Source organism: Rhodanobacter sp. FW106-PBR-R2A-1-15, assembly GCF_058789735.1.
Genome location: NZ_JBYTEM010000047.1, coordinates 1 through 26,349, shown reverse-complemented (window position 1 = coordinate 26,349; position 26,349 = coordinate 1). Strand labels below are relative to the sequence as shown.

The 26,349-nt window shown below is 66.9% G+C and carries 22 protein-coding genes; 4 read left to right on the top strand and 18 right to left on the bottom strand.

Annotated features, from left to right (window positions below; all coding sequences use genetic code 11):
* Positions 1-252: 252 nt before the first annotated feature.
* The 6 genes from AC3WTD_RS17945 to hppD form a co-directional block, all read right to left on the bottom strand.
* The gene (locus AC3WTD_RS17945; RefSeq protein ID WP_027491629.1) at positions 253-1,503 is read right to left on the bottom strand and encodes an NnrS family protein; all 1,251 of its coding nucleotides are present in this window, start codon (positions 1,501-1,503) and stop codon (positions 253-255) included.
* Between the two features lie 98 nt (positions 1,504-1,601).
* The gene (locus tag AC3WTD_RS17940; protein ID WP_027491630.1) at positions 1,602-2,363 is read right to left on the bottom strand and encodes a helix-turn-helix domain-containing protein; all 762 of its coding nucleotides are present in this window, start codon (positions 2,361-2,363) and stop codon (positions 1,602-1,604) included.
* 35 nt (positions 2,364-2,398) lie between these two features.
* Complete coding sequence (hemN, locus tag AC3WTD_RS17935) at positions 2,399-3,799, bottom strand: oxygen-independent coproporphyrinogen III oxidase (RefSeq protein ID WP_027491631.1); 1,401 nt, start codon at positions 3,797-3,799, stop codon at positions 2,399-2,401.
* A gap of 95 nt (positions 3,800-3,894) precedes the next feature.
* On the bottom strand, positions 3,895-4,881 hold the full coding sequence (locus AC3WTD_RS17930; protein ID WP_492614597.1) for a fumarylacetoacetate hydrolase family protein: 987 nt from the start codon (positions 4,879-4,881) through the stop codon (positions 3,895-3,897).
* 37 nt (positions 4,882-4,918) lie between these two features.
* The gene (gene hmgA, locus AC3WTD_RS17925) at positions 4,919-6,268 is read right to left on the bottom strand and encodes a homogentisate 1,2-dioxygenase (protein WP_492614596.1); all 1,350 of its coding nucleotides are present in this window, start codon (positions 6,266-6,268) and stop codon (positions 4,919-4,921) included.
* Between the two features lie 10 nt (positions 6,269-6,278).
* Positions 6,279-7,364, bottom strand: coding sequence for a 4-hydroxyphenylpyruvate dioxygenase (gene hppD / locus AC3WTD_RS17920; RefSeq protein WP_492614595.1), 1,086 nt, complete (start codon positions 7,362-7,364; stop codon positions 6,279-6,281).
* 110 nt (positions 7,365-7,474) lie between these two features.
* On the opposite strand from hppD, the gene AC3WTD_RS17915 reads away from it, so the two are divergent.
* Positions 7,475-7,945, top strand: a complete 471-nt coding sequence (locus AC3WTD_RS17915; protein WP_027491635.1) for a MarR family winged helix-turn-helix transcriptional regulator — start codon at positions 7,475-7,477, stop codon at positions 7,943-7,945.
* 93 nt (positions 7,946-8,038) lie between these two features.
* Here the strand turns inward: AC3WTD_RS17915 and AC3WTD_RS17910 are convergent, their stop codons facing one another.
* The 12 genes from AC3WTD_RS17910 to AC3WTD_RS17855 form a co-directional block, all read right to left on the bottom strand.
* A complete protein-coding gene (locus tag AC3WTD_RS17910; protein WP_492614594.1) occupies positions 8,039-10,861 on the bottom strand; it encodes an aconitate hydratase in 2,823 nt (940 codons plus the stop codon).
* 75 nt (positions 10,862-10,936) lie between these two features.
* The gene (gene sdhD, locus AC3WTD_RS17905; RefSeq protein ID WP_027491542.1) at positions 10,937-11,359 is read right to left on the bottom strand and encodes a succinate dehydrogenase, hydrophobic membrane anchor protein; all 423 of its coding nucleotides are present in this window, start codon (positions 11,357-11,359) and stop codon (positions 10,937-10,939) included.
* Positions 11,360-11,363: 4 nt separating this feature from the next.
* Entirely contained in the window at positions 11,364-11,756 is a 393-nt protein-coding gene (gene sdhC / locus AC3WTD_RS17900; RefSeq protein ID WP_027491543.1) for a succinate dehydrogenase, cytochrome b556 subunit, read from the bottom strand.
* A gap of 3 nt (positions 11,757-11,759) precedes the next feature.
* Positions 11,760-12,542 (bottom strand): succinate dehydrogenase iron-sulfur subunit, encoded by a 783-nt coding sequence (locus tag AC3WTD_RS17895; protein ID WP_027491544.1) that lies wholly within the window; start codon positions 12,540-12,542, stop codon positions 11,760-11,762.
* Positions 12,543-12,936: 394 nt separating this feature from the next.
* The gene (locus AC3WTD_RS17890; RefSeq protein WP_492614593.1) at positions 12,937-14,448 is read right to left on the bottom strand and encodes a peptide MFS transporter; all 1,512 of its coding nucleotides are present in this window, start codon (positions 14,446-14,448) and stop codon (positions 12,937-12,939) included.
* 160 nt (positions 14,449-14,608) lie between these two features.
* Positions 14,609-16,117, bottom strand: a complete 1,509-nt coding sequence (locus tag AC3WTD_RS17885; protein ID WP_027491546.1) for a peptide MFS transporter — start codon at positions 16,115-16,117, stop codon at positions 14,609-14,611.
* Positions 16,118-16,224: 107 nt separating this feature from the next.
* Positions 16,225-17,073, bottom strand: coding sequence for a tryptophan 2,3-dioxygenase (locus AC3WTD_RS17880; RefSeq protein WP_492614592.1), 849 nt, complete (start codon positions 17,071-17,073; stop codon positions 16,225-16,227).
* Positions 17,074-17,276: 203 nt separating this feature from the next.
* Positions 17,277-18,668: a 4Fe-4S binding protein gene (locus AC3WTD_RS17875; RefSeq protein WP_492614591.1), complete on the bottom strand. Its 1,392-nt coding sequence runs from the start codon at positions 18,666-18,668 to the stop codon at positions 17,277-17,279.
* Positions 18,665-19,480: an FTR1 family iron permease gene (locus tag AC3WTD_RS17870; RefSeq protein WP_027491549.1), complete on the bottom strand. Its 816-nt coding sequence runs from the start codon at positions 19,478-19,480 to the stop codon at positions 18,665-18,667. Before AC3WTD_RS17870 ends, AC3WTD_RS17875 begins: the two co-directional genes overlap by 4 nt.
* A 25-nt stretch (positions 19,481-19,505) precedes the next feature.
* On the bottom strand, positions 19,506-19,952 hold the full coding sequence (locus AC3WTD_RS17865) for a cupredoxin domain-containing protein (protein ID WP_221174166.1): 447 nt from the start codon (positions 19,950-19,952) through the stop codon (positions 19,506-19,508).
* Positions 19,953-19,961: 9 nt separating this feature from the next.
* Entirely contained in the window at positions 19,962-21,476 is a 1,515-nt protein-coding gene (locus AC3WTD_RS17860) for a carbohydrate porin (protein ID WP_492614590.1), read from the bottom strand.
* Positions 21,477-21,509: 33 nt separating this feature from the next.
* Complete coding sequence (locus AC3WTD_RS17855; protein ID WP_492614589.1) at positions 21,510-22,100, bottom strand: iron transporter; 591 nt, start codon at positions 22,098-22,100, stop codon at positions 21,510-21,512.
* Between the two features lie 307 nt (positions 22,101-22,407).
* Here AC3WTD_RS17855 and pdhA point away from each other — a divergent pair, with 307 nt between their 5' ends.
* The 3 genes from pdhA to AC3WTD_RS17840 all read left to right on the top strand — a co-directional run bounded on the left by pdhA (position 22,408) and on the right by AC3WTD_RS17840 (position 26,180).
* Positions 22,408-23,490 carry a pyruvate dehydrogenase (acetyl-transferring) E1 component subunit alpha gene (gene pdhA, locus AC3WTD_RS17850; protein ID WP_492614588.1) on the top strand — a complete coding sequence of 361 codons (1,083 nt, stop codon included), beginning with the start codon at positions 22,408-22,410 and terminating at the stop codon, positions 23,488-23,490.
* A 273-nt stretch (positions 23,491-23,763) separates the two neighbouring features.
* The gene (locus AC3WTD_RS17845; protein ID WP_492614587.1) at positions 23,764-24,744 is read left to right on the top strand and encodes an alpha-ketoacid dehydrogenase subunit beta; all 981 of its coding nucleotides are present in this window, start codon (positions 23,764-23,766) and stop codon (positions 24,742-24,744) included.
* A gap of 104 nt (positions 24,745-24,848) precedes the next feature.
* Complete coding sequence (locus AC3WTD_RS17840) at positions 24,849-26,180, top strand: dihydrolipoamide acetyltransferase family protein (protein WP_492614586.1); 1,332 nt, start codon at positions 24,849-24,851, stop codon at positions 26,178-26,180.
* The last annotated feature ends 169 nt before the right edge of the window (positions 26,181-26,349 follow it).

Genomic DNA, 26,349 nt, shown 5'->3' with positions numbered 1-26,349 from the left:
TGGCGGCGATCGCGGCGGGGCTGGGGCTGGCGTCAGCCTCCCCCACCGGCGATACCGCGGACGGCTTGCCGGAGCAGGCGGCCAGGGCCAGCATGGCGGCCGCGGCAACAGCGAGAAGCGGTGAACGTAGCATGGGCGGTCTCCGTGAATTCTTGCGAATCCTAGCCTAGGCGATCGCCCAATGGGGCGTCTGACCTGGGTCAAGCCGGAGTTCGCCGGAACCGCACTGCGTCACCCTGCCGCGGCACGCCCTTACCCGGGCTTGCCGTCCGCCCGCGGGGTCAGGTAGATCCATGCCGAGCGCAACACCCACGGCAGGAACGCCAGCAGCCAGCCGTAGGCGGCGATCACCAGCCACAGGTAGACATCCCCGCCCAGCTCGGCACGGATGCGCAGCAGCGCCACCACCTGCAGCAGGGCGAAGCACAGCCAGGCCACCGCGCCCATCTGCAGTGGCCGACCGGAATGGCCCTGGGTCACCCGGGTCACCATCGCCACCAGCATCGAGCCGAAGAAGCCGATGCCCAGCGCATGCAGCGGCGCGCGGCCGAGGATCAGATGCCCGCTGGTCGCGTACGCCACGTCCTGCACCGCGTAGAGCACGAACGCCACCGGCAGCCATGCGAACGCCAGGTGCAGCACGGCCAGGATGCCCGGGTGCATGGCTTTCCATGGCCGCCAGGTCAGCGAGTGCCACGCAAACACCAGCGCCAGCGGCAGGTCGACCAGCCACAGCCAGCCCAGCGCGCCGCGCCATTCCAGCAACAGGTGCGCCAGCAGCAGCACCCACACCACCGGCATGCTCCAGTCCGGGCGGATCACCTCGTAGCCTTTCACCATGTTGCCGGTGAAGAACGGAAGCATGCGGTGCATCACCGTGAAATAGATCGGCAGCAGCAGGCCGTAAGTACCCAGCTTGATCGCCAGCAAGGCGCAATCCTCCGGCGCGCCGAACAGGTAGGCCAGGAACACCGCCAGCCCCACGCAACCCAGGCTCAACGCCATCAGGCAGGAACGCGCATGGCCCTTGCGCTCGGCCACCGAGGCGCGCAGCACCCCGCCCAGCGTCCACACGCCGACCAGGTAGCCGACCAGCATCACCGCGATGCCCAGCTTCAGCAGCCACGGCAGGTCGAGCAGGCCGACGTTCGCCAGCACGTAGCCGCCGAACACGCAGCCGGCCACCGGCAGGTAGCGCGTCCACGGCAGATCGGGCCGGCCCAGCCAGCGCGGGAAGGTGGTCATCAGGAAGCCGAACATGAACAGCGGGAACAGGCCGTACTGGATCAGCATCGCGTGCGCCCAACCGGGCGGTATCGACGGCTGCGGCCAGCCGGCCAGGCCGAAGCGCATCCAGGTCAGCTCCACCGCCCACCAGGTCATGCTGAGCAACACCGCGACGGTGCCGGCCAGAAACAGCGGCCGATGCGGCGCGGAAGCCAGCAGCGCCGTCAGCTGTGCCGGTGCGACCACTTCCGCCGCGGGAGATCGTGATTCAGCCATGCCGATGCCAACTCGAACGAGAATGATTCACCATGGTGGCAGGTTAGCACCCACACGGACACTGATCTGGGTCAGCCACCCGGAGTGCCTCGCGGTGCTCACTCCGGCAGCAGCGCCTGGCCGATCTCGCGCAGCTTCTTGGGATTCAGCAGCTCCAGTTCGCGCCCTTCGATCTCGATCAGCTTCTGGCTGCGGAAGCGGCTGAGCACGCGGCTGACGGTTTCCGCGGCCAGGCGCAGGTAGTTGGCGATGTCGCCGCGCGACATGCTGAGATGAAAGCGCGTGCCAGAGAAGCCACGCACGGCGTAGCGGCCAGCCAGGTCCATCAGGAATGCGGCGACGCGCTCGTCGGCGCTGTGGTCGCCGGCCAGCAGGCTGGCGGTGCCCAGCTCCTTGCTCAGCATGCGGAACAGGTGCTGCTGCACGGCAGGAATGCGCGAGGCCAGCGCGCTCATCGCGGGGAACGAGAAGCGGCAGAAGTAGGCGGTATCCAGCGCCACCGCGTCGCAGGGGAAATGCTCGGGGTAGATCGCGTTGAGGCCGATCACCTCGCCGGGCAGGTAGAAGCCCAGCACTTGCTCGCGGCCTTCCTTGTCGACCATGCGGGTTTTCACCGTACCCGCCCGCACGGCGAAGATCGCGCGGAACGGATCGCCGGTGCGGAAGATGTGCTCGCCGGCGCGGAACGGGCCCACGTGTTCGACCAGGCATTGCAGCTCGGCCAGCTCCGGCTTGTCGTAGCCGGCCGCGATGCACGCGCTGGAGAACGCGCAGGTGCCGCAGAAGCGCGTCTCGTCGCCGTCGTCGACAATCGGGCTGGGCGGCTCGGGCAGACGACCTGCCAGGGGCTTGGATTGCATGATGGTGATGGGCTGCCGGATTGGGGCTGCGTGGATCAGATCACGCGCGAGTAGCGTGGGGCCTGTGCCGCGTCGTCCAGGTAGGCGTCGAAGCACATGGCGATGATACGCAACAGCAGCCGTCCCCGCGAGGTGACCCGGATCTCGCGTGGATTTTCCGTGACCAGCCCATCCTCGACCAGCGGCACCAGGCGCTGCCGCTCGCGTGCGAAGTATTCGTCGAACAGCAACCGGTGGCGCGCGCCGAACGCCTGCTTGTCCACGCTGCCGTGGCACATCAATTCGTTGATCAGTTCGCGCCGGATCAGGTCGTCCTCGTCCAGCTGCAGCCCGCGCATCAGCGGCAGGCGGCCGGCGTCCAGCGTTGCGTAGTAGCCGATCAGGTCACGCGCGTTCTGGCTGTAGCTGTCGCCGATGCGGCCGATCGCGCTGACGCCGAGGCCGACGATGTCGCAGTCGCCGTGCGTCGAATAGCCCTGGAAGTTGCGTTGCAGCGTGCCGGCGCGCTGCGCCAGCACCAGCTCGTCGCTGGCCTTGGCGAAGTGGTCCATGCCGATGTAGACGTAACCGGCCGCCGACAGATGTTCCAGCGCACGGCCGAACAGCGCCAGCCGGGTGGTCGCGTCGGGCAGGTCGGCGGCCTCGATCTGCCGCTGCGCCTTGAACATCTCCGGCAGGTGGGCGTAGCCGTACACCGCCACGCGGTCCGGGTTCAGCGCCACCACCTGGTCCAGCGTGCGGCTGAAGCCGTCGACGCTCTGGAACGGCAGGCCGTAGATCAGGTCGACGCTGGCCGAGCGGAAACCCGAGGCCCGCGCCGCCTCGATCACCTCGCGGGTCTGCTCGAAGCTCTGGATCCGGTTCACCGCCTTCTGCACCACTGGGTCGAAATCCTGGATGCCCACCGAGATGCGGTTGAAGCCCAGCTCGCCCATGGCGCGGATGTAGGCGGCGTCGGCGAAGCGTGGGTCGATTTCGATGCCGTACTCGCGGTCTGCCGCGTGGCTGAAGCTGAAATGCCGCGCCAGCGACTCCAGCAGCTCGCCCATGTGCGCGGTGTCGAGGAAGTTCGGCGTGCCGCCGCCGAAGTGCAGCTGGCGCACCGGGCGGTCGCGGTCGAACAGCGGCGCGATCAGCTCGATCTCGCGGTACAGCCGTTCCAGGTAGCGGTCGGCCTGGGTTACGTCGCGGGTGATCACCCGGTTGCAGCCGCAGTAGAAGCACGGGCTCATGCAGAACGGCACGTGCACGTACACCGACAGCGGGCGCGGGATCGGCTCCTCGTTGGAAGCGCGGATCACCGCGCGCAGGGCCGCCTCGTCGAACTCGGCCTTGAAGTGCGGCGCGGTCGGGTAGCTGGTGTAGCGCGGCCCGGCCACGTCGTAGCGGGCGATCAGCGCCGGGTCGAATTCAGGAGGAACGATGGGAATGGCCATGTTGCGGAGTCTGTCGGTGAGCTTGCCAGCATGCCTTGATCCGGGTCAATTCACACGCCGGTCGCGACGACCTGCCGCAGCACCGGCGATGCGCCTCAGCGCCGGTACGCTTCGATCCGCTGCTCGATGGCGCCGAAGATCGAGGCGCCGGCGGCGTCGGTGACGTCGATCTTCAGGCGGTCGCCGAACTTCAGGAACGGCGTGCTCGGGTGGCCGTCGCGCAGGGTTTCCACCGTGCGCTGCTCGGCCAGGCAGGAAGCGCCCTTGCCGGTGTCCTGGTTGGCGATGGTGCCGGAACCGACGATGGTGCCGGCAGTGAGCGGGCGGGTTTTCGCCACGTGCGCCACCAGTTCGGCGAACGAAAACTGCATGTCCACGCCGCATTCAGCCTCGCCGAACCAGGCGCCGTTCAGCCAGGTGCGCATCGGCAGGTGCAGCTTGTCGCCGGCCCACGCGTCGCCCAGTTCGTCCGGCGTCGCCAGCACCGGCGACAGCGCCGAGCGCGGTTTGCTCTGCAGGAAGCCGAAGCCCTTGGCCAGCTCACCGGGGATCAGCCCGCGCAGGCTGACGTCGTTGACCAGCCCGACCAGCTGGATGTGCGCGGAAGCCTCGCCCGGCGTGACTGCCATCGGCACGTCGTCGGTGACCACCACCACCTCGGCTTCCAGATCGATGCCGTAACCCTCGCTGGGTACAACGACCGGATCGCGCGGGCCGAGAAAGCCGGCGCTGGTGGCCTGGTACATCAGCGGGTCGGTGTAGAACGAGGCCGGCACCTCGGCGCCACGCGCGCGACGCACGCGCTCGACGTGCGGCAGGTAGGCCGAGCCGTCGACGAACTCGTAGGCGCGCGGCAGCGGCGAGGCCAGCGCGGCCATGTCCAGCGCGAACGCGCCGGCGGCACCGCCGGCATTCAATTCCTCGGACAGCGCATTGAGCCGCGGCGCCGCATTCGACCAGTCGTCCAGCGCCGCCTGCAGCGTCGGCGCGATGCCGGCCGCCTTCACCGCGCAGGAAAGATCGCGGCTGACCACCACCAGCGTGCCGTCGCGGCCGCCGTCCTTGAGAGTTCCGAGCTTCATCGTGTCGCCTTGTGCCTGCTGCGTGGAGGGATCGCCGTCACGGCGCGAAGTGCTTGCCGATATCCTGCCAGCATCGGTAGTAGTCGTGCTGCAACTGCGGCGCGTCCAGCGCCTGCCGCGTGGGGCGGATCACCTTGCGCGTCTCGAACATGAAGGCCATGGTGCCGCCGATCACGTCCGGCTTCGACAGGTCGGCCTGCGAGGCCTTCTCGAACGTGGCTGCATCCGGGCCGTGAGCGCTCATGCAATTGTGCAGCGAGGCGCCGCCAGGCACGAAACCCTCGGCCTTGGCGTCGTACACGCCGGCGATCAGGCCCATGAACTCGCTGGCCACGTTGCGGTGGAACCACGGCGGGCGGAAGGTGTGCTGCGCCACCAGCCAGCGCGGCGGGAAGATCGCGAAATCCATGTTGGCCGTGCCGGGCGTGTCGCTGGCCGAGGTCAGCACGGTGAAGATGCACGGATCGGGATGGTCGACGCTGATCGAGCCGATGGTGTTGAAGCGGCGCAGGTCGTACTTGTACGGCGCATAGTTGCCGTGCCAGGCCACCACGTCCAGCGGCGAGTGGCCGATCGACGCGCTCCACAATGCACCCTGGAATTTCGTCACCAGCTCGAACGCGCCTTCGACGTCCTCCCAGGCGGCGTGCGGGGTGAGAAAGTCGCGCGCGTGGGCCAGCCCGTTCGAGCCGATCGGGCCGAGCTCCGGCAGGCGCAGCAGTGCGCCGAAGTTCTCGCAGACGTAACCTCGGGCCACTCCTGCGCTTTCGGCGCCCGTGACACTCGCACTTCCATGTGCGTCGGCCGCTCCCTCGGGCAGCTCGACGCGGAAGCGCACGCCGCGCGGGATCACCGCGATCTCCTGCGGCTCGATCTCGACCACGCCCAGCTCGGTGGCCAGATGCAGCCGACCCTGCTGCGGCACGATCAGCAGCTCGCCGTCGGCGTTGCAGAAGAAGCGGCCCTGCATCGAGCGGTTGGCCGCGTAGAGGTGGATGCCGATGCCGCCCTGCTCGGCCGCGCCGCCGTTGCCGGCGATCGTCACCAGGCCATCGAGGAAGTCGGTCGGCCGCTCCGGCGACGGCCATGGATCCCAGCGCAGCTGGTTCGGCGTGGCCGGCGCCTCGTCGAAGCGGTTGTGGAAGGTGGCGTGCGCCAGCGGCACGAACGGCTCATGCACCGCCGCCGGACGGATCCGGTACAGCCAGCTGCGCCGATTCAGGTGCCGCGGCGCGGTGAACGCGGTGCCCGACAGCTGCTCGGCGTACAGCCCGTGCGCCACGCGCTGCGGCGAGTTCTGGCCGACCGGCAGCACGCCGGGAATCGCCTCGCTGGCGAATTCGTTGCCGAAGCCGGATTGGTAGCCGTTGCCCACGATCATCGCCATGGAACGCTCCTCACAGGAACCCGCGCTTCATCTGGTCGCGCTCGATGCTCTCGAACAACGCCTGGAAGTTACCCTCGCCGAAGCCTTCGTTGCCCTTGCGCTGGATGATCTCGAAGAAGATCGGACCGATTACGTTCTGGGTGAAGATCTGCAGCAGCAGGCGCTTCTTCGTCTCCGGGTCGGCGTCGATCAGGATCTTGTTCCTGGCCAGCCGCGGCACGTCCTCGCCGTGGTTGGGAATGCGCAGGTCGATCACGTCGAAATAGGTGTCCGGCGTGTCGAGAAACTCCACCCCGGCCGCGCGCATCGCCTCCACCGTGGCGTAGATGTCGTCGGTGAAGCAGGCGATGTGCTGGATGCCTTCGCCGTGGTAGGCGTCCAGGTATTCGTTGATCTGGCTCTTCGGGTCACTCGACTCGTTGAGCGGGATGCGCACGATGCCATCCGGCGCAGTCATCGCCTTGGACACCAGGCCGGTCTTGGCGCCCTTGATGTCGAAGTAGCGGATCTCGCGGAAGTTGAACAGCTTCTCGTAGTAGTCCGACCACTGCTGCATGTTGCCGAAATGCAGGTTGTGGGTGAGGTGGTCGATGAAGGTGAGGCCGTAGCCCTTCGGGTTCGGCTCGGTGCCGGGAATCGGCGCGTAATCGGCGGCGTAGGCGTCGCCCGCGCGCGGCACCAGATACAGCATGCAGTCGCCGATACCCTTGACCACCGGCACCTCGAGCGCGCGGCTGCCCGGCTTGTGCGTGACCGCCTCGCCGCCGTTGGCCAGCACCGCCGCCTCGACCTCGGCCACCGGCTTGCGGAAGCGGATCGCGAAGCCGCAGGCGCTGGGGCCGTGTTTCGCGGCGAAATCGGCGGCGAACGAATCGGGATCCTCGTTGACCAGCAGGTTCACCCCGTTCTGCCGGTAGACGGTGATCGCGCGGGTCTTGTGCTTCAGCACGGCGCTGAAGCCCATCCGCTTGAACAGCGCGTGCAACTCGTGGGCGCGGCCGGCCGGGGCGGCGAACTCGACGAACTCGAAGCCGTCGATGCCCATCGGATTCTTGAACGTGGTGATCTGCATGCCGGGGTTGGGCTGGGCGTTCATGGCGCTCTCCTCTGAGTCGGTGCACGATGGCTGCACGCAAGCGTGCCACCCGCAAGATTGGCCTTGCGTTATAGTTTCATTTGAAACCATTTGCAAGGATCACCGCCGCAATGCCCGCCAAGCACAAGCCCGCCCCTGCCACGGCCGAGCATGCCCCGCTGCAGCTGGAACACTTCCTGCCGTACCGGCTGTCGATCCTGTCCAACACGACCAGCCAGGCGATCGCCGACGATTACCAGAGCCGTTTCGACCTCTCGGTGACCGAATGGCGGGTGATGGCGGTGCTGGGGCGCTACGCGGGCCTGTCCGCGCGCGAGGTGGCCGAGCGCACCGCGATGGACAAGGTGGCAGTGAGCCGGGCGCTGGCGCGACTGGTGGCCGCAGGCCGGGTGGACCGCGCCACCCACGCAGAGGACAAGCGTCGCTCGGTGCTCCACCTCAGCGCCGCGGGCTGGGCCTTGCACGATGAGGTGGCCCCGATGGCCCGCATGCGTGAACGCGAACTGCTGACCAAACTCGACGCGGAAGAGCGTGCATGGCTGACCCGGATCCTGGACAAGTTGCTGGCCGGGAGCGGCTGACAGACGGCAGCCGCCGGGGCGCCTGGAGACAGCCCGGCCGATCGCTCCGCCCGGTCGCCCTGCCGGGCGGCGGCACGAGCGGAATACGACGACTCACGCCGTGGCGGCAGCCGGCGAGGCACCCAGCAGCTGGCGCAGCATGTACGGCAGGATGCCGCCGTGACGGTAATAGGCCGCCTCGGCGGGCGTGTCGATGCGCACGATGGCATCGAACGCGCGCTCCCTGCCCTGCGCGTCGGTGGCTTTCACACGCACGTCGTGCGCCGGCGCCTCGCGGCCGGCCAGGCCGGCGATCTCGAAGGTCTCCTCGCCGGACAGGCCCAGCGTGTCCGCATTCTGGCCATCCTGGAACTGCAGCGGCAGCACGCCCATGCCGATCAGGTTGGAGCGATGGATGCGTTCGTAGGACTGCGCGATCACCGCCCGCACACCGAGCAGTGCCGTGCCCTTCGCCGCCCAGTCGCGCGACGAACCGGAGCCGTATTCCTTGCCGGCCAGGATCACCAGCGGCGTACCGGCGGCAAGGTAGTTGACCGAGGCGTCGAAGATCGTGCTCACCGGGCCGCCCGGCCGCGTGAAGTCGCGGGTGAAGCCGCCTTCGGTACCCGGCGCCAGCTGGTTGCGCAGACGGATATTGGCGAAGGTGCCGCGGATCATCACCTCGTGGTTGCCGCGGCGCGAACCGTAGGAATTGAAATCCTTGCGCTCCACGCCGTGTCCGGCGAGGTATTTACCGGCAGGCGAATCCACCTTGATCGCGCCGGCCGGACTGATGTGGTCGGTGGTCACCGAATCACCCAGCCGGGCCAGCACGCGCGCGCCGCGGATGTCGGTCAACGGCGCCGGCTCGCGCCCCACGCCATCGAAATACGGCGGCTGACGCACATAGGTGGAATCCGCATCCCACTGGAATGCGTTCCCCTCGGGTACCCGCAGGCTGCGCCAGTTGTCGTCACCGGCGAACACGTCGGCATATCCCTTGGCGAACATGTCGGCCTTCACGCAGGCAGCGATGACATCCTGGATCTCGCGGTTCGAGGGCCAGATGTCGCGCAGGTACACCGGCTTGCCGTCACTGCCGGTGCCCAGCGGGTCCTTGAGCAGGTTGGTGTGCATCGTGCCCACCAGCGCATAGGCCACCACCAGCAGCGGCGAGGCCAGGAAGTTCATCTGCGACTGCGGGTGGATGCGCCCCTCGAAATTGCGATTGCCCGAGAGCACCGCGCACACGTTGAGGTCGTGCTCGGCCACCGCCGCGGCCACTTCGGGAATCAGCGGGCCGGAGTTGCCGATGCAGGTGGTGCAGCCGTAGCCGACCAGGTTGAAGCCGAGCTTATCCAGGTACGGCGTGAGTCCGGCCCGGTCGTAGTAATCCGTGACCACGCGCGAACCCGGCGCCAGCGAGGTCTTGACCCAGGGTCTGCGGCTCAGGCCCTTCTCGACCGCGCGTTTGGCCAGCAGGCCGGCGCCGATCATCACCAGCGGATTGGAGGTGTTGGTGCATGAGGTGATCGCGGCGATGACCACGTGCCCGTTGTCCAGTCGGGCGCTGCCGCCGCTGGCCATGGCGATCTCCACCGGCGCGTGCGGCCAGTCGTGATCGATGTCGCAATGGCCGGGGGCATGCGGCGCATCGCTGGCGCTGCCACGTACGATCGATACCGGGTCGCTGGCGGGGAACGATTCGTCGATGGCCTCGTCCAGGCGGCCCACGATCGCCTTCTCGTAGGGCTGCCCGCCGAGCAGCGCGCCGACGGCGTCGGGAGCAATCCGTACCGGAATGCGGTCCTGTGGGCGCTTGGGTCCGGCAATGGAGGACTCCAGCGTGCCCAGATCCAGCTCGAGCGTCTGCGAATATTCGGCTTCGTGATCGGGGTCATGCCACAGGCCCTGTGTCTTGGCATAAGTCTCGACCAGACGCACCTGATGTTCGGGGCGACCGGTCAGGCGCAGATAGGCCAGGGTTTCGTCGTCGATCGGGAAGATCGCGCAGGTGGCGCCATATTCGGGGCTCATGTTGCCCAGCGTGGCGCGGTTGGCCAGCGGGATGCGGGCCACGCCCGGCCCGTAGAAATCGACGAACTTGCCGACCACGCCGGTCTTGCGCAGCAACTCGGCGACGGTCAGCACCAGGTCGGTGGCGGTGGTGCCGGGCGGAAACTCGCCGGTCAGCTTGATGCCGACCACCTGCGGAATCAGCATGCTCATCGGCTGTCCCAGCATGGCCGCCTCGGCCTCGATGCCGCCCACGCCCCAGCCCAGCACGCCCAGCCCGTTGACCATCGGCGTGTGCGAGTCGGTACCGACCAGCGTATCGGGGTAGGCCAGCATGCCGTCCGGTCCCTCGCGGGTGAACACCACGCGCGACAGGTACTCCAGGTTGACCTGGTGGCAGATGCCGGTATCCGGCGGCACCACCTTGAAATTGTCGAACGCATGCTGCGCCCAGCGCAGCATCTGGTAGCGCTCCACGTTGCGCTCGAACTCGAGCTGCGCGTTGATGGAAAAGGCGTCGCTCTGGCCGAACGCGTCGACGATGACGGAGTGATCGATCACCAGCTCGCTGGGTACCAGCGGGTTGATCCGCTGCGGATCGCCGCCCAGCGCGATGATCGCGTCGCGCATCGCCACCAGGTCCACCACGCACGGCACGCCGGTGAAATCCTGCATCAGCACGCGCGCCGGCGTGTACTGCACCTCCTGCTGCCCGGTGGCCTTGGGTTGCCAGTCCGCCAACGACTGGATCTGCTCGCGGGTGATCAGGTGGCCATCCTCGTTGCGCAACAGGTTTTCCAGCAGCACCTTGAGGCTGTAGGGCAGCCGGTGCGCGGTCCTGATGCGATCAAGTCGGTGAATCTGGTAGCGGGTGTCATCGACCGTCAACTGATCGCGCGTGCCGAAGCTGTCGCTGCTCATGAAGCTCTCCTCGTCGAACATGGAACCTGCCGCTGGCGGCTCGTCTCTCGGCGAACCGTCGCGACACGTGAATACTTATCGAAACGCCAGGTACAGGCTGGTGAACACGCCGATGGCCATCAGCGCCATGCAGGCCAGATCGACTGCGACCAGGGCCGCAAATTTCACGCGGTCGGCATGCACGTAGTCCTCCACGATCACGCGCAGGCCGAGCTTCATGTGCCAGAACAGCACCACCAGCAGCACGGCCATGGTCACGGCCACCGCAGGCCGGCCCAGCCAGAGCGCCACCGCCGGATGACCGCCACGGGCATGGGCAAGCAGCGACGCCAGCAGCCACAGCAACAGCGGCACCAGCGCCACCGCGGTCACCCGCTGCAGCCACCAGTGGTGTGCGCCGGACTTGGCCGAACCCAGGCCGATGGCGCGATACAAGGCCGAGGCCCGGGCGGCAGTCGGGTTGCGGTTGAGCGGATCACGCCGGTGCCATTCGGACATGTGCCTACTCCCCGCCCGCCAGGCCGAGTGTCCAGGTAGCCAGGGTCAGGATCACGCTGACCGCCACCACCGTCCAGCCGGAGCGATAGATGCTGCCCAGCTCGAAGCCGAAATCCAGGTCCCAGGCCAGGTGCCGGATGCCGTTGCACAGGTGGTAGAACAACGCGAAGATCCAGCCCAGCAGCAACAGCATGCCGATCCACGAACGCAGCCAGCGCTCGGCCATGGCATAGCTGTCGCCGCCGGCCGCCACCGCGACCAGCCACGCCACCAGCAACACGCTGCCCACGCTGAGCAGCACGCCGGTGATGCGGTGCAGGATCGACAGCACCGAGGTCAACTGCGGCTTGTAGATCTGGATGTCCGGGGCGCGCGGACGAGGTCTGGTCGTGGCCATCGCTCAACTGCGCCGCTGCTGGATCATCAGCTTGATCTCGGCAATTTTCTTGCCGGGGTTGAGCCCCTTGGGGCAGGTGCGCGTGCAATTGAGGATGGTGTGGCAGCGGTACAGCTTGAACGGATCCTCCAGCTCGTCCAGCCGTTCGCCGGTCGCCTCGTCGCGGCTGTCCACCAGCCAGCGATGGGCCTGCAGCAGCACCGCCGGTCCGAGGAAGCGGTCGCCATTCCACCAGTGGCTGGGGCATCCGGAGGTGCAGCAGAAACACAGGATGCACTCGTAATCCCCGTCCAGCCGCTTGCGTTCCTCCGGCGACTGCAGGCGCTCGCGCGTCGGGGCGGGTGTCTTGCTGCGCAACCACGGCTTGATCGATTGATACTGGGCCAGGGCGTGGGTCTGGTCGCCGACCAGGTCCTTGACCACGTCCATGTTGTTGAGCGGGTACACGGTGGCCGGCTCGTTGATTTCGTCGAGCGAGCGGATGCACGCCAGCCAGTTGCTGCCATCGATGTTCATCGCACACGAGCCGCACACGCCCTCGCGGCACGAACGGCGGAACGTCAGCGTGGGGTCGATCTCGTTCTTGATCTTGATCAGCGCGTCCAGCAGCATCGGCCCGCACTTGTCGCGGTCGATGGCATAGGTGTCGATGCGTGGATTGCGCCCCGACTCGGGCTCGTAGCGGTACACCTGCAGGTGCTGCACCCGGGTGGCGCCCTCCGGTTCGGGCCAGGTCGCGCCCGCTTCGATGCGCGAGGCGGGGGATGCACCCGAGTTGCGTGACACCGGAAACCGTTTGGGGCTACGCCAGCGTGAGACCTGCTTCGAGCTCTTGATCAACACCGGCACCCCCACTGCGACGAAGTGGCCCGGCGGGTTGTGCCAGAAGCGTCTCCCGCGCGGGAATCGACCTGATCGATGACGACTCGCCGCTGGCACAAACCAGCCTGGGCGACGATGCCTTCGCGAGGATACTGGTAGGGAAAGTGTGAAACGCTGGTAAAGGTACGCTGCAGCGCACCCGCCTCCCGGCACGGATGCGATACGGTCGCGGCCCGCGCCGTGATCACGATTCGAACCGTCCCGCACCGGCTGCAGCAGGGCACGAGCAGATTCCCTCGCCCGAAGTTTCATGCAACCCAGCCGCAACGGCGGCGAACGGGCTCCGTTACCGCTCGGCTCAGCGCACCCCGTGCATCAGCCGGTTGATCAGCGGCGAGATCGCCAGCAGCAGTGCGCCTGAGCCGAGCAGCACCCAGAGGCAGAAGTTGAAGCCGGCCAGCGCCGAGGCCACCGTCATGCCGTGCGTGCCGCTGATCGAACGCGCCACCAGGCCGGAGAAGTCGCCGCCGCCGGCCAGCGAGAGGAACCAACCGCCCATCGCCAGGCCCACGAAGCGCGGCGGCGCCAGCTTGGTCACCATCGACAGCCCGATCGGCGACAGGCACAGCTCGCCCAGCGTCTGCATCACGTAGCACAGCACCAGCGGCCAGAACGGGATCAGTCCGGTCGGACCGAGCAGCTCCTTCAGCGCATACACCAGCACCACGAAACCCAGCCCGTTGAAGATCAGGCCGAAGCCGAACTTGCGCGGGATCGATGGCTCGGCATGGCGGCGCGCGAACATGCCCCACACCAGCGTCAACAGCGGCGCGAACACCAGGATCGCCAGCGGCGTCACCGACTGGAACCAGCCGACTGGGAAGATCCAGCCGCCGAACATCTCGCGATCCACCCAGTTCTCGGCCAGGAAGTTCAGCGAGGTGCCGAACTGGAAGTAGAACGTCCAGAACACCACGCTGAAGCCGAACACGATCAGCATGGCGATCACGCGGTGCAGCTGCACGCGGTCGTGGCGCCGCGCCTCGACGATCAGCGCCGCCGCCACGCCGATGAACAACGCACCGAGCAGCCACTGCAGGCCGTCGGCACCGACATAGGCCAGCAGTGCGTAGATCAGCGGCACCGCAACCGCCGCGCCGAGCAGCACCCACAGCACGCGCGCGCGATTCTCCATGCCCGGCAGCGGGCGACCCACATCCTTCAGGTTGCGCCGACCGAACCAGAACCACAGGAAGCTCAGCAGCATGCCCACGCCGGCGGCGGCGAACACCACGCGGTAGTTCTGCTGCATCGGCGTGTCGGTGAAGGTGGCGGCCATCCAGCCGGTGAGCAGCGGCGCCACGAAGGCGCCGGCGTTGATGCCCATGTAGAACAGGGTGAAGCCGCGGTCGCGGCGCGGATCGTCGCGACCGTAGAGCTGGCCCACCATGGTGGAGATGTTCGGCTTGAACAGGCCGTCGCCGGCGATCACCAGCGCCAGCCCCAGCATCATCAGCGGCTTGCTCGGCAGCAGCAGGGTGAACAGGCCCGCCGCCATCACCGCGGCGCCGAGCAGGATCGAGCGCTGGTAGCCGATCACCCGGTCGGCCACGTAGCCGCCGAAGATCGAGGCGGCGTAGATCAGCGCGGTGTAGGCACCATAGACGCCGGCGGCCCAGCCCTGCCCGGCCGAATCGCCGTGGAAGAACTGCGCCACGATGTACAGCACCAGCGCCCAGCTCACGCTGTAGTAGGCAAAGCGCTCCCAGAACTCCGTCATGAACAGCATCCACAGCGGGCGCGGATGGCCGAGCAGCTGCGGGTAGTCGAGCCTCGGCACGGCGTCGCCGGCGGCGCTGGTCTGGCTCATGCAGTCCTCCATCGGCATGCGTCAGGCAGCCGCAAGCGCCCAGCTGTAACCGGGCGCTTGGCACCGCGTCAATGGCTGGGGCGGGATTCGTGATTCGCAAAAGCGGGGCGAGGCAGCCCTTGCTCTTTACGAATCCCGAATCCCCAATCCCGAATCCCGGCTATCGAACCCCATGCATCAGCCGGTTGATCAGCGGCGCGACCAAAAACAGCACGATGCCGCCGCCGAGCAGGATCCAGAAGCCCATGGTGTAGCCGGACAACGCCGAATCCACGGTCATGCCGGTCTCGCCGCTGACATGGCCGGCGAACAGGCCGGCGAGGTTGTTGCCGATCGCGGTGGACAGGAACCAGCCGCCCATGCCCAGCCCGACCAGGCGCACCGGCGCCAACTTGGTCACCATCGACAGGCCGATCGGCGACAGGCACAGCTCGCCGGCGGTCTGCAGCACGTAGCACAGCGCCAGCGTCCACAGCGGGATCATGCCGTCGCCGCCGACCAACGCCGACAGCGCATACATCAGCACCGCGAAGCCCAGCGCGTTGCCGATCAGGCCCAGGCCGAACTTGCGCGGGATCGACGGCTCGGCGCCACGCTTGTCCAGCCAGCCCCAGACCAGCGAGATCAGCGGCGCCAGCAGCACGATCGCCACCGGGTTGACCGACTGGAACCAGCCGATCGGAAACTCCCAGCCGCCGAGGTTGCGGTCGACGATATGCTGCGCGAGGAAGTTGAACGAGCTGCCGGCCTGCTCGAAGAACATCCAGAACAGCACGTTGAAGGTGAAGATGATCAGCATCGCGATCACCCGCTGGATCTGCACGCGGCCGGTGCGGATCGCCTCGACCACCAGCATCACGCCCACGCCCAGGAACAGCACGCTCAGCAGCCACTGGATCGCCACCGCGCCGGCCTTGTCCATCAGCAGATAGACCAGCGGGATCGCCGCCAGCACGCCGAGCACCACATACACCACGCGCATGCGGCTGGCCTGCTCCGGCGCCGGGCGACCGACCGGGCCGAGCTGGCGGCGACCGAACCAGAACCACACCAGGCTGATCAGCATGCCCACGCCGGAAGCGGCGAACACCACCTGGTAGTTATGGTGGCCGGGCGTGCCGAATACCTTGTTAGCGAGGATGCTGGTCAGTACCGGTGCGATCAGCGCACCAGCGTTGATGCCCATGTAGAACAGGGTGAAGCCGCGGTCGCGGCGCGAGTCGCCCTGCGCGTAGAGCTGGCCGACCATCGAGGAGATGTTCGGCTTGAACAGGCCGTTGCCGACGATGATGGTGGCCAGGCCGAGCATGAACACCGCGTGGTTCGGCACCATCACCATGAACAGGCCGGCCGCCATCACCACCGCGCCGAGCAGGATCGAGCGCTGGTAGCCGAGGATCTTGTCGGCCACGTAGCCGCCGAACACCGCGGTGGCGTAGACCAGCGCCAGGTACGCGCCGTAGGTGCGGCTGGCATCCGCCTGGCCGGTGTCGTTGCCGCCGTAGAACTGCGCCACGATGTACAGCGTGAGCGCCCAGCGCATGCCGTAGAACGCAAAGCGCTCCCAGAACTCCGACATGAACAGCATCCACAGCGGGCGCGGGTGGCCCAGCAGCTGCGGGTAGTCGGGTACCGGCCTGGCGTCGCCGGAGAGTGTGGTGTTGCCCATGCCTGGCCCCTGGTCTGTCGGTCGATCGAAAAATCTTGCGAATGCCCAGATGTAACCGCCGATCGCGCGTCCGTCAAATGCGCTGCAGCACGGGCCGCACCGTGCCGCTAGCTGCCCAGCACCGTGCGCACCTCGATCAATTCGGGAAAGAAGGTGAGATCCAGCGCCTTCTTCAGGAAGGCCACGCCCGAGGAACCGCCGGTGCCACGGCGGAAGCCGATGATGCGCTCCACCGCCTTCATGTGGCGGAAGCGCCACAACTGGAAGCTCTCCTCGATGTCCACCAGCGTCTCGCACAGGTGGAACTCGGCCCAGTGCTGCTCCGGCGCCCCGTAGATCGCGCGCAGCACCGGCAGCAGCGCCTCGCTGCGCTGCCACGGCTGGCTGACGTCGCGCGCAAGCAGCTCCTGTGGTACCGCATGGCCGCGCCGCGCCAGCCAGCGCAGCGTCTCGTCGTAGACGCCCGGCGCGTTCAGCGTGTCGCGCAGGCCTTGCTGGATCGCCGGGTCGTGCTCGAACACCGCCAGCATGTCGGCGTTCTTGTTGCCCAGCAGGAACTCCACCGTGCGGTACTGCGCGCTCTGGAAACCCGACGACGGCCCCAGCGCATCGCGGAAGGCGAGGTACTCATGCGGCGTCATCGTCTCCAGCACCGCCCACTGCTCGAACAGCTGGCGCTGGATCTGCTTCACCCGCGCCAGCACCTTCAGCGCCTGGTCGGCATGGTCCTCGCGCAGCAGCGCCAGCGCGGCGCGCAATTCGTGGATCAACAGCTTCAGCCACAGCTCGGCCACGTGGTGCTGCACGATGAACAGCAGCTCGTCGTGGTAAGGCGGGTCGGATACCGTCCGCTGCGCGGACAGCAGCGTCTCCAGCTGCAGATAGCTCGCATAGGTCATGCGCCCGGAAAGGTCGCGCTCGATGCCTGCCTCGAGTTCGCGCTGGTTGTCCGTCATGGTGCTCCCCGCACGGTGAAAACACGCATGGTAGCGGCTGCGCGGCAAAGCGCCGCGACCTGGGTCAAATACGCTGGCGTACCGGGCCCGTGATGATGTCGAAGCCTTCGCCAGGCGTCACCGAGGCTTCCCGCACGAAGGCGCGTCTGGCCACTGCGGGTGCCGTAGACGCCATCGTGCGAAAGCACACCGATGACAGCCCTCTACCAGAGGAAGAACTGCGTGCCCCACGCAGCGTACGGCAAAGCCACTGCCGCCAGAATGGCTGCCATCGATGGCAGCCGGCGGCGCGGAGCCAGACGCCACGCCAGGCGCGTGCTCCAGGCGCCAGCCATCGTCAGCAAAGCCATCCGGACGCCATTGGCCCATGGCAGGGCAATACCCTCCCCGTGCAGTTGGGCGCTGGTAAGCAGACTCAGGCCAACGAACAGGCTGGCTCCTGCAAACGGTATGAGTGTATAGGCCAACCGTCGCCAGTACAGACCCGACAGTCGTTCCGCCAGGTGGAGCCAGAGCCTGATCCAGCCGCCGACGAGGATCGTCTCGGCGGCGATGTAGGCCAACAGCAAGCCGCCGTCGAGCCAGGTGAATGCGTCGTTGGCCTCGGGGTAGTCGGTGAATAGCCACCAATGGCCGACGTCATTGAGCGGCCACCAAGCCTGGCGGTCGATCAGCCACCCCGCCACAGCCTGTTTCGCGGCGACCAGCCAGGGCGACGCGCTCCACTGGAAAGCGCCCAGCGCCACGCCGAGCATGCCGAAGACCAGCAGGCGAACAGGCCACTTGTCGGCATCGGTCATGCCGGATCGCGCGGCGAGGATTTCGGTGCTGGGTGAACGCGCTGCCAGGGTGACCGCTCCGCGCTCGCCGGCACAGCGTCCGCACATGTGGCAGGCAGACGCACTTTGCATGCGGCGGATGTCAATCATGGGCGCGCAGTTCACCGGATGTTTCCGGCTGGTGCGATGGCCAGCAGGAGCGGTGTCCCAGGCCGCCTGATCCACGCTGAAGTGCAGCGGGGCGATTTTTGCCAGCAGGCCGAATACGCCAGAGACGGGGCACAGGTGGCGGCACCATATGCGCTTTTCCCGCCCCCAGACCAGCCCGGTGGCAATCGCCGCCACGGTCGAGCCGCCAAGTATCAGCAGCGCGGGTTTCGGATAGTCGTAAACGCTGGTCATCTGGCCGAATACCGTGGTCATGACGAAGGCCACGAACGGCCAGCCGCTCCATTTCATCCAGCGCGGAATCCCCCGGCCCAGACCGAAACCGGAGGCCCACTCCGTCAGGGCGCCCTCCGGGCACAGTACGCCGCACCACATGCGGCCGAGCAACATGATGGAAAGAATGACGAACGGCCACCAGATGCCCCAAAAGACGAACTGGGCGAAACGGGTGAGGTTGTTCCAGACGTGCGCTTGCTCGGGCGGCAGCGGCAGGAACGCCGGTACGCACACCAGAACGGTGTAGCCAAGCACGACGACCCACTGGATGCCGAGGATGAGCTTTCGGTGCCGCCGCATCGCCAGGCCAAGGCGGGCGAGCCGGGCGGTGCCTGCTCCGGACGCGGCGTCGGATATCGGGGCTCTGTTCATGCCTGCTGGCGCCTTGGCTGGGTCTTCGGCAATAACCCCAACGCTAGCGCCCAATAGGCGGCGAGCAACGCATACGCCATGCCGGACGGCATGGCCCGGTAGCCGGTGAAGGCAGCGACGAAGCCGCCGACCCGCATGCTGTCATCCAACAGGGTGGAGGTGTTCCAGAGCGGGTCGGCCAAGGGCGGCAGCACTTCCATGCCCACGAGTTTTTCCGCTCCGTCGACCAGCAGCGCCCCTCCAAGCAACAACAGCAGGATTTCCGTAACGCGGAAAAAGGCCCGCCATGAAACGAAGCGGGTGCCGCGGGAGAGCAACCAGTAGACCGCCAGCGCCAGTAGAAAGCCCAGCCCGCCACCCAGGACGAAGTCGGCATCCGCAGCGCCTTGTAGCGCGCCGTAGAGGAACACCACCGTTTCCGCACCCTCGCGGCCGACCGCCACGGCGGCCAGTGTGGCAATACCCAGCCAATGGGCTCCGATGGCCGAGCGCTGCATGCCGGCTTCCAGTTCCTTCTTCAACCCCGCGCCGCGCCGGCGCATCCACCACACCATCTGGAAAACGAGGCCACAGGCGACCAGCGGCATGGCAGCCTGGAACCATTCCAGCGTTGCCGGCGCCGCCCATGCGCCGATGCCCGTGATGACCAGCGCCAGCAACACCGCCAGCCCCAATCCTGCCGCGACGCCGCCCCACAACCAGGGTAGCCCGGCGCGGGCTTCGGGCCGACCGCGCAGCCATCCGTGCAGGATGCCGATGACCAGCATCGCCTCGATGCTTTCGCGCCATACGATGAAAACAGCATTGCCCATGGCTCTCGCTCCTGTGGCCAGGCGATTATTTGGCGACGATGCGGCCACGACCGCTGTCGGGGTGAAAGTCGTCGAAGAACTCGTATTCGCCGGGTCGCAGCGGCGCAATCACGACGAAAGATTGCGCACCCGGCGCGAGCACCTTCTCCTTGCGCAGTTGCAGGCTCTCGAACTCGATCGGCTCGCTCCCATCGTTGCGCACGATGATCTTGAAGCGCGTCTGCGCGGGCACGTCCAGGACGGCGGGTGTCAGCCGGCCATCCTTGGCCACCAAGGTATAGGCGGGCAGTTCCGCCGCCGCCGATGTGGATGCGAACAAGCAGGCCGCCACCCCGAGTGCGATGGTCACGGCCCACGCGCCAACTGCCTCGCGCATGCCATGCGGGTGGCCGTTCGCAGCCTGACTGGGAGAGGGCAGGCTACCGGCAGCCTGAAGGCTGGACTGGCGCGGCCGCCAGGCGATGGTATCCATGCGGAATCCTCAGTAGGAGAGCTGCGCCCGCAGGCCCAGCACGGAGACGCCGCCGGCCTTGGGATTGGCGCCCATCTTCCAGACGTACTGGAAGTTGGGTGAAAGCTCGAATTGCCGACTGATGCGATAGCGGTAATGGATTTCGGCCAGTCTTTCCGCATCGCCGGGAGTGAACCGGAAATCGGCGAGCCCATCGCCATCCAGGTCGCCCGAGCCGCCAAACGCGCGGTAATTCCCGCTTGCGCCGAGCCACGCGCCTGCGATGCCGATGGCGTCGGCGCTACGGTTCCAATACGACCCGTTGATTTCAGCACCGAGGGTAAGCGCGCGATCGAAACGCACCTTGCCATTGACCATCCGGCCGTAGCGTCCGAACAGCGTCATGCCGTCGCCCACGCGCTGGTCGGCGGAGATGCCCCATCCGTTTTGCTCGGCGGCACTGCCGTCCAGTTCCGAGCCCTGGCCCTGGCGCCAGGCGTAAAAGCGGAGATTGCCGGGGAGGCCGCGGAGCAGTCGGAGAGAGGTTTCCGCCTGGACCATGATGAGCGGGGCGGAGAAGAAGCGCTGATAGTTGGCGCCGGCATGGGTGCCGAACACGCCCAGCGAGAGCCGCCACGACTCCGGTTTGCGCCATTCGTTCAGGTAGGAAAGCACGAATCCAGGCTGGAAGCCGTTGGCATCCACTCCAACCTGGCCGCCAGCATCCAGCAAGGGATTGTGAACGAAGGAAGAGTTGAGGAACTGGTGCGTTTCGTCATTGGCGACGGCGTTCTGGTCGAAGAAACCGAACAGATCCATCTTGCCGAAGGTGAACTCCAGCGACTGGCGCGAGCGCGGCTTGAAACCGCCGAAAGGCAGGGGAATTGTCGCCTGGTACCAGGCCTCGCCCAGAATCGCCACCGAGTCGTCGGGATTGGCGCCGCTGGCGCGGAAAGCCACCGCGTTGGGGGTGTTGGCGAAGGCGCCGAGATGGCTGAACGGACTGTTCAACCCCAGGCCCTGGCCCATGCGGAAATGCGCAAAAAGTTTCTGATCGGTATTGCCGATGGGCTCCAGCGGCAACTCGGCGGTGACGTCGGCCCGGTAGTTGAGCTGGCTGTTGCCGTCGGCTGTTCCCACAGGCAAGCCGGAGGGCGTCTGGATCACGCTGGTCAGGTTCGCCGCGACCTTCAGTCCTTCCAGCGCCTCGACGGTCTTTGCGGGTTTCCTCATGTCCAGAACGTCGACCTCCACGGCTTTGAGGCGAGAGGTAAGCTCGGGCTCGTACTGGCTGATGTCCTCGCTCTCCAGCCCCTTCGTTACCGCAGCCTGCGATTTCTCCAGAGACTGTACGCGCGATTCGAGGCCGGCCGGCGCCTTGGCGGCAATGCGTTCGGCACGAATCTCGCGCTCCAGTTCGACGTTGCGCTTTTCCAGCTGATCCAGGCGCGCGTTGAGGTTGTGAATCAGCTTCACCATCTCAACCTCGGAGGCGGCGTGGGCCGGCACTGCCGCGAACAACGCGACGGCCATCGCGGCGGCCATCGCCGCAGGTTTCCTGTGAATGGCCGCCATGGCTCAGTAGCCACCCTTCTTGCCGATGCCGACGTAGGTGAAGTCGTTCTCCACCACGAACGGTTTGAACCAGGGCCGCACACCTGTCAGGCGGTCGGTATGACGGCCGAAATGGGTGGCCGTCGAAGGCGGATAGATGGTGAATTTCACATGGTATTTTCCCGGCCCCATGAGCTTCACGTTGTCCCCGTAATGCGGGCCGTCGCTGGCAACCATGGCCATGAAGTCACCGTCGAGCCGCTGGGTGCTCCCTTGCTGGGTGATTTCGTATTTGACGGTCAGGTAGGGCATCCAGGCGCCCTCGTCGAAGCCATTGGGGTTATTGGCCAGCGCGTGAATGTCCGCTTCCATGTGCACGTCGGAATCCTTGGCCGGGCGCATCATGCCTTCCGGCTCCATTTCGATGGGCTGCAGGTAAACGGCGGCGATTTCCATGCCATCGCGTTGTTGCGGCGTACCGATGGGGTACTCGACGGCACGGGCAGGCTGTGCGGCGAGCGCGGTCAGTGCAACGAGAGTGACAACAGCGGATCGAACGCATGACATGGACAGGTTCTCTACGTGGGCGAGGAATAATTTAGTAATGCGAATCATTCTCACTATAAGTATTGGTATATGCGCCTGTCAACCGTGTGCCGCGCGCTGTCAGCGGGTTCAGACAGTGCGCGCGGGCATCGGAGTCCATGAGCGGAATCGCGCGTCGGGCACGAGAGGAGCCGGATTGCGCCCCCACATGCTGCACCGTACCTTGCTGGCGAACCGGTGCGCCTGCTAGTTTTCGGCGGATTTTTCGGGCCGTTTTGTCGCCACGGGACGCGGCACTGGCTGAAAGACTCTGCGCGTCAGGCCCCGCTGGATGGGCCGCCGCCCCCATTCCTCTTCGCCCAACCGGGAGCGCGTCGTGACCATCGCCGCCAAGTTTGAAATCGAATACCTGCAATACCTCGATGCCGAGGGCAAGCAGGTCCGTGATGATCTGCCCGAGTTCGCGAAAGACCTCGGCCACATGGTCGAGCTATACAAGCTGATGCTGTCCACCCGCGTATTCGACGCCAAGTCGATCGCGCTGCAGCGCACCGGCAAGCTCGGCACCTACGCCAGCTGCCTCGGCCACGAGGCCGCGCATGTGGGTATCGGCAGCGCGATGCGGCCGGAAGACGTCTACGCGCCAAGCTATCGCGAATACGGCGCGCAGCTGTACCGCGGCGTGCAGCCGCGCGAGGTCTACATGTACTGGGGCGGCGACGAGCGCGGCAACGACTACCAAAACGAACCGGCGCGGCACGACTTCGCCTGGAGCGTACCGATCGCCACGCAGTGCCTGCATGCGGCCGGCAGTGCGCTGGCGTTCAAGATCCGCGGCGAGAAGCGCGTGGCGGTGGCCACCATCGGCGACGGCGGCTCCTCCAAGGGCGACTTCTACGGCGCCATCAACATGGCCGGCGCGCGCGAACTGCCGCTGGTGATCGCCATCGTCAACAACCAGTGGGCGATCTCGGTGCCGCGCAAGATCCAGTCCGGCTCGCAGACGCTGGCACAGAAAGGCATCGCCGCGGGCCTCTACTCGATCCAGGTGGACGGCAACGACATCATCGCCGTGCGCAAGGCGATGGAGGATGCGCTGGAGCGTGCGCGCAGCGGTCAGGGCGGCAGCGTGCTGGAGCTGGTCACCTACCGTCTCGGCGACCACACCACCGCCGACGACGCGCGCCGTTACCGCGGCAAGGACGAGGTCGACGAAGCCTGGGCCAAGGAACCGATGAAGCGCCTGAAGCACTGGCTGGTGGCCAAGGGCGTGTGGGACGACGCCAAGGAAGAAGCCTGGAAGGCCGAGTGCGACGACTGGATGGACAACGAGGTGAACGCCTACCTCGAAACCAGGACCCAGCCGGTCACGGCGATGTTCGACTACATCTTCGCCGAAGTCCCGGCCGACCTCGCCAAGCAGCGCGACTACGTCCTCTCGCTTGAAAACAAGGCCTGAGATCCTGCTTATGGCTTCCAAGTACCTCGCGTTGTCCCGGTGTGGTCGCCAGATGCTGTTGCGTGGCGATGCGCCTGCCTGGCTGGCAGGTCGAGCCACGCGGCGGCATATGGCGGCCACACCGGGACAACCCTCCGGGCCGAACAGGCTTGCGCGCAAGCCTGCGTCATCATTCAGTCGTGGATCGACATCCACTTCTTCATTCTTCCTTGGCCTGCACGCAAGCCTGTTCGGCGCGAGGCACTTGGAAGCCATAAGCAGGATCTAAAAGTCATGGCACAGATCACTCTCATCGAAGCAGTCACCCAGGCGCTCGCCTACGAAATGGCGCACGACCCATCCGTCGTGGTGCTCGGCGAGGACGTGGGCGTCAACGGCGGCGTGTTCCGCGCCACGCAAGGTTTGCAGGAAAAATTCGGCGAGTGGCGCGTGATCGACACGCCGCTGGACGAAATGACCATCGCCGGCGTCACCGTGGGCATGGCCGTGCAGGGCATGAAGCCGGTGGCCGAGGCGCAGTTCGAGGGCTTCATCTACCCGATGATGGAGCACATCGCCTGCCACGCCGCGCGCATGCGCAACCGCACCCGTGGCCGCCTCACCGTGCCGGCCGTGTGGCGCGCGCCGTGGGGCGGCGGCATCCGCGCGCCGGAGCATCATTCCGAGGCGAACGAGCACCTGTTCACCAACATCCCCGGCCTGCGGGTGGTGCTGCCGTCGTCGCCGGCGCGCGCCTACGGCCTGCTGCTGGCCGCGATCCGCGATCCCGATCCGGTGATGTTCTTCGAGCCCAAGCGCATCTACCGCCAGTACAAGGAAGAGGTGCCGGACGACGGCGAGGCGCTGCCGCTGGACGTGTGCTTCGTGCTGCGCGACGGCACCGACGTGACCATCGTCAGCTGGGGCGCGCAGGTGAAGGAAGCGCTGGAAGCGGCCGACGCACTGGCCGCCGAGGGCATCAGCGCGGAGGTGATCGACGTGGCCACGCTGACCCCGCTGGACTTCGACACCATCGCCGAGTCGGTGGCCAAGACCGGCCGCTGCGTGATCGTGCACGAAGCCCCGAAGACCGCCGGCTTCGGCGCCGAGATCGCCGCCCGCGTCGCCGAGGAATGCCTGTACGACCTGCTCGCCCCGGTCGAGCGCGTCACCGGCTTCGACACGCACATCCCGCTGTTCCGCCTGGAAATGAAATACCTGCCGAGCGTGGAACGCGTCGTCGACGCGGCCAAGCGCACGCTGGCGGCAAGCTGAGTTGACCGCTGGGAATCGGGATTCGGGATTCGGGATTGGTCAAAGCCAAAGCTCGCTCCGCTTTCCGAATCCCGAATCCCGTCTCCCAAATCCCGGACAAGAAAATGGCTGACATCAAGACGTTCTATCTCCCCGACCTCGGCGAAGGCCTGCCCGACGCGACCGTGGTCGAGTGGCACGTGAAGGTCGGCGACAGCATCAAGCTCGACGCCCCGCTGTGCTCGATGGAGACCGCCAAGGCGGTGGTCGACGTGCCCTCGCCGTACACCGGCAAGGTCGTCAAGCTGTATGGCGCGCCCGGCGACATCATCGAAACCGGCGCCGCGCTGGCCGATTTCGAGCCGGATCCGAACGCGAAGCAGCGCGCCGAGGCCGAAGCCACCGGCCATCACCACGGCCCGAAGAAGGCCGAGGAAGCGAAGCCAGCCGCCAAGGCCGAGCGCGAGGACGAGGGTACCGTGGTTGGCGCGATGGTCAGCGGCAACACCGTGCATGTCGAGCAGGCCGCCAGCATCGGCGGCGTCAAGGCGGTGCCGGCGGTGCGCGCGCTGGCGAAGAAGCTCAAGGTCGACCTCGCCCGCGTGCGCCCCAGCGGCGCCGATGGCGTGGTGACGATGAAAGACGTGAAGGATGCCGCCGCGAACGGTTCGGCCGCACTCGGTGCCGCGCCGGCACGCGCGGTGCCTGCCTCGGCCGGCCGTCACTTGGCGCCGGAACTGCCGCAGCCGGAGCCGCAGCGCGGTCCGGTCTCGCTGGCCGGCAAGCCGGTGCGCACCGCGCCGCCAGGCGTCAGCGCCAGCGGCCAGCCGGAACAGCTGAAGGGCGTACGCCGCAACATGGCCCGCGTGATGGCCGACGCCCACGCCCAGGTGGTGCCGACCACGCTGGTCGACGACGCCGACCTGCACGGCTGGATCGGCAAGCAGGACATCACCGCACGGCTGATCCGCGCCATCGTCGCCGCCTGCCAGGCGGTGCCGGCGCTGAACGCCTGGTTCGACGGCAAGAACCTCAGCCGCACGCTGCATCCGCAGGTGGACATCGGCATCGCGGTGGACACCGACGACGGCCTGTTCGTGCCGGCGCTGCGCAACGCCGACGTGCTCGACGCCGCCGGCATCCGCGCCGCGATCAAGCGCCTGCGCACGCAGGTCGAGGACCGTTCGATCCCGGCCTCGGAGCTGTCGGGCTACACCATCAGCCTCAGCAACTTCGGCATGTTCGCTGGCCGCTACGCGACGCCGGTGGTAGTGCCGCCGACCGTCGCCATCGTCGGCGCCGGCAAGCTCAGCCACGACGTGGTGGCGGTGATGGGCGGCATCGAGGTGCACCGGCGCATGCCGATCAGCCTCACCTTCGACCACCGCGCCGCCACCGGCGGCGAAGCGGCAAGGTTCCTGAAGGCGCTGCTGGACGATCTGTCGCTGCCGAACTGATCGTATCCACGATCATGCGTTGAACGAACGGGCGCCATGCGCCCGTTCGCTTTTTCCAGCTTCGTAGGAGCCCGCTCGCGGGCGATGCTTTGATACCAACTTGCGTTCAATAAACTAGATATACTCTTGCCATCGCCTGGAAGGGAGATGGCAAGTGAAGACACTGATC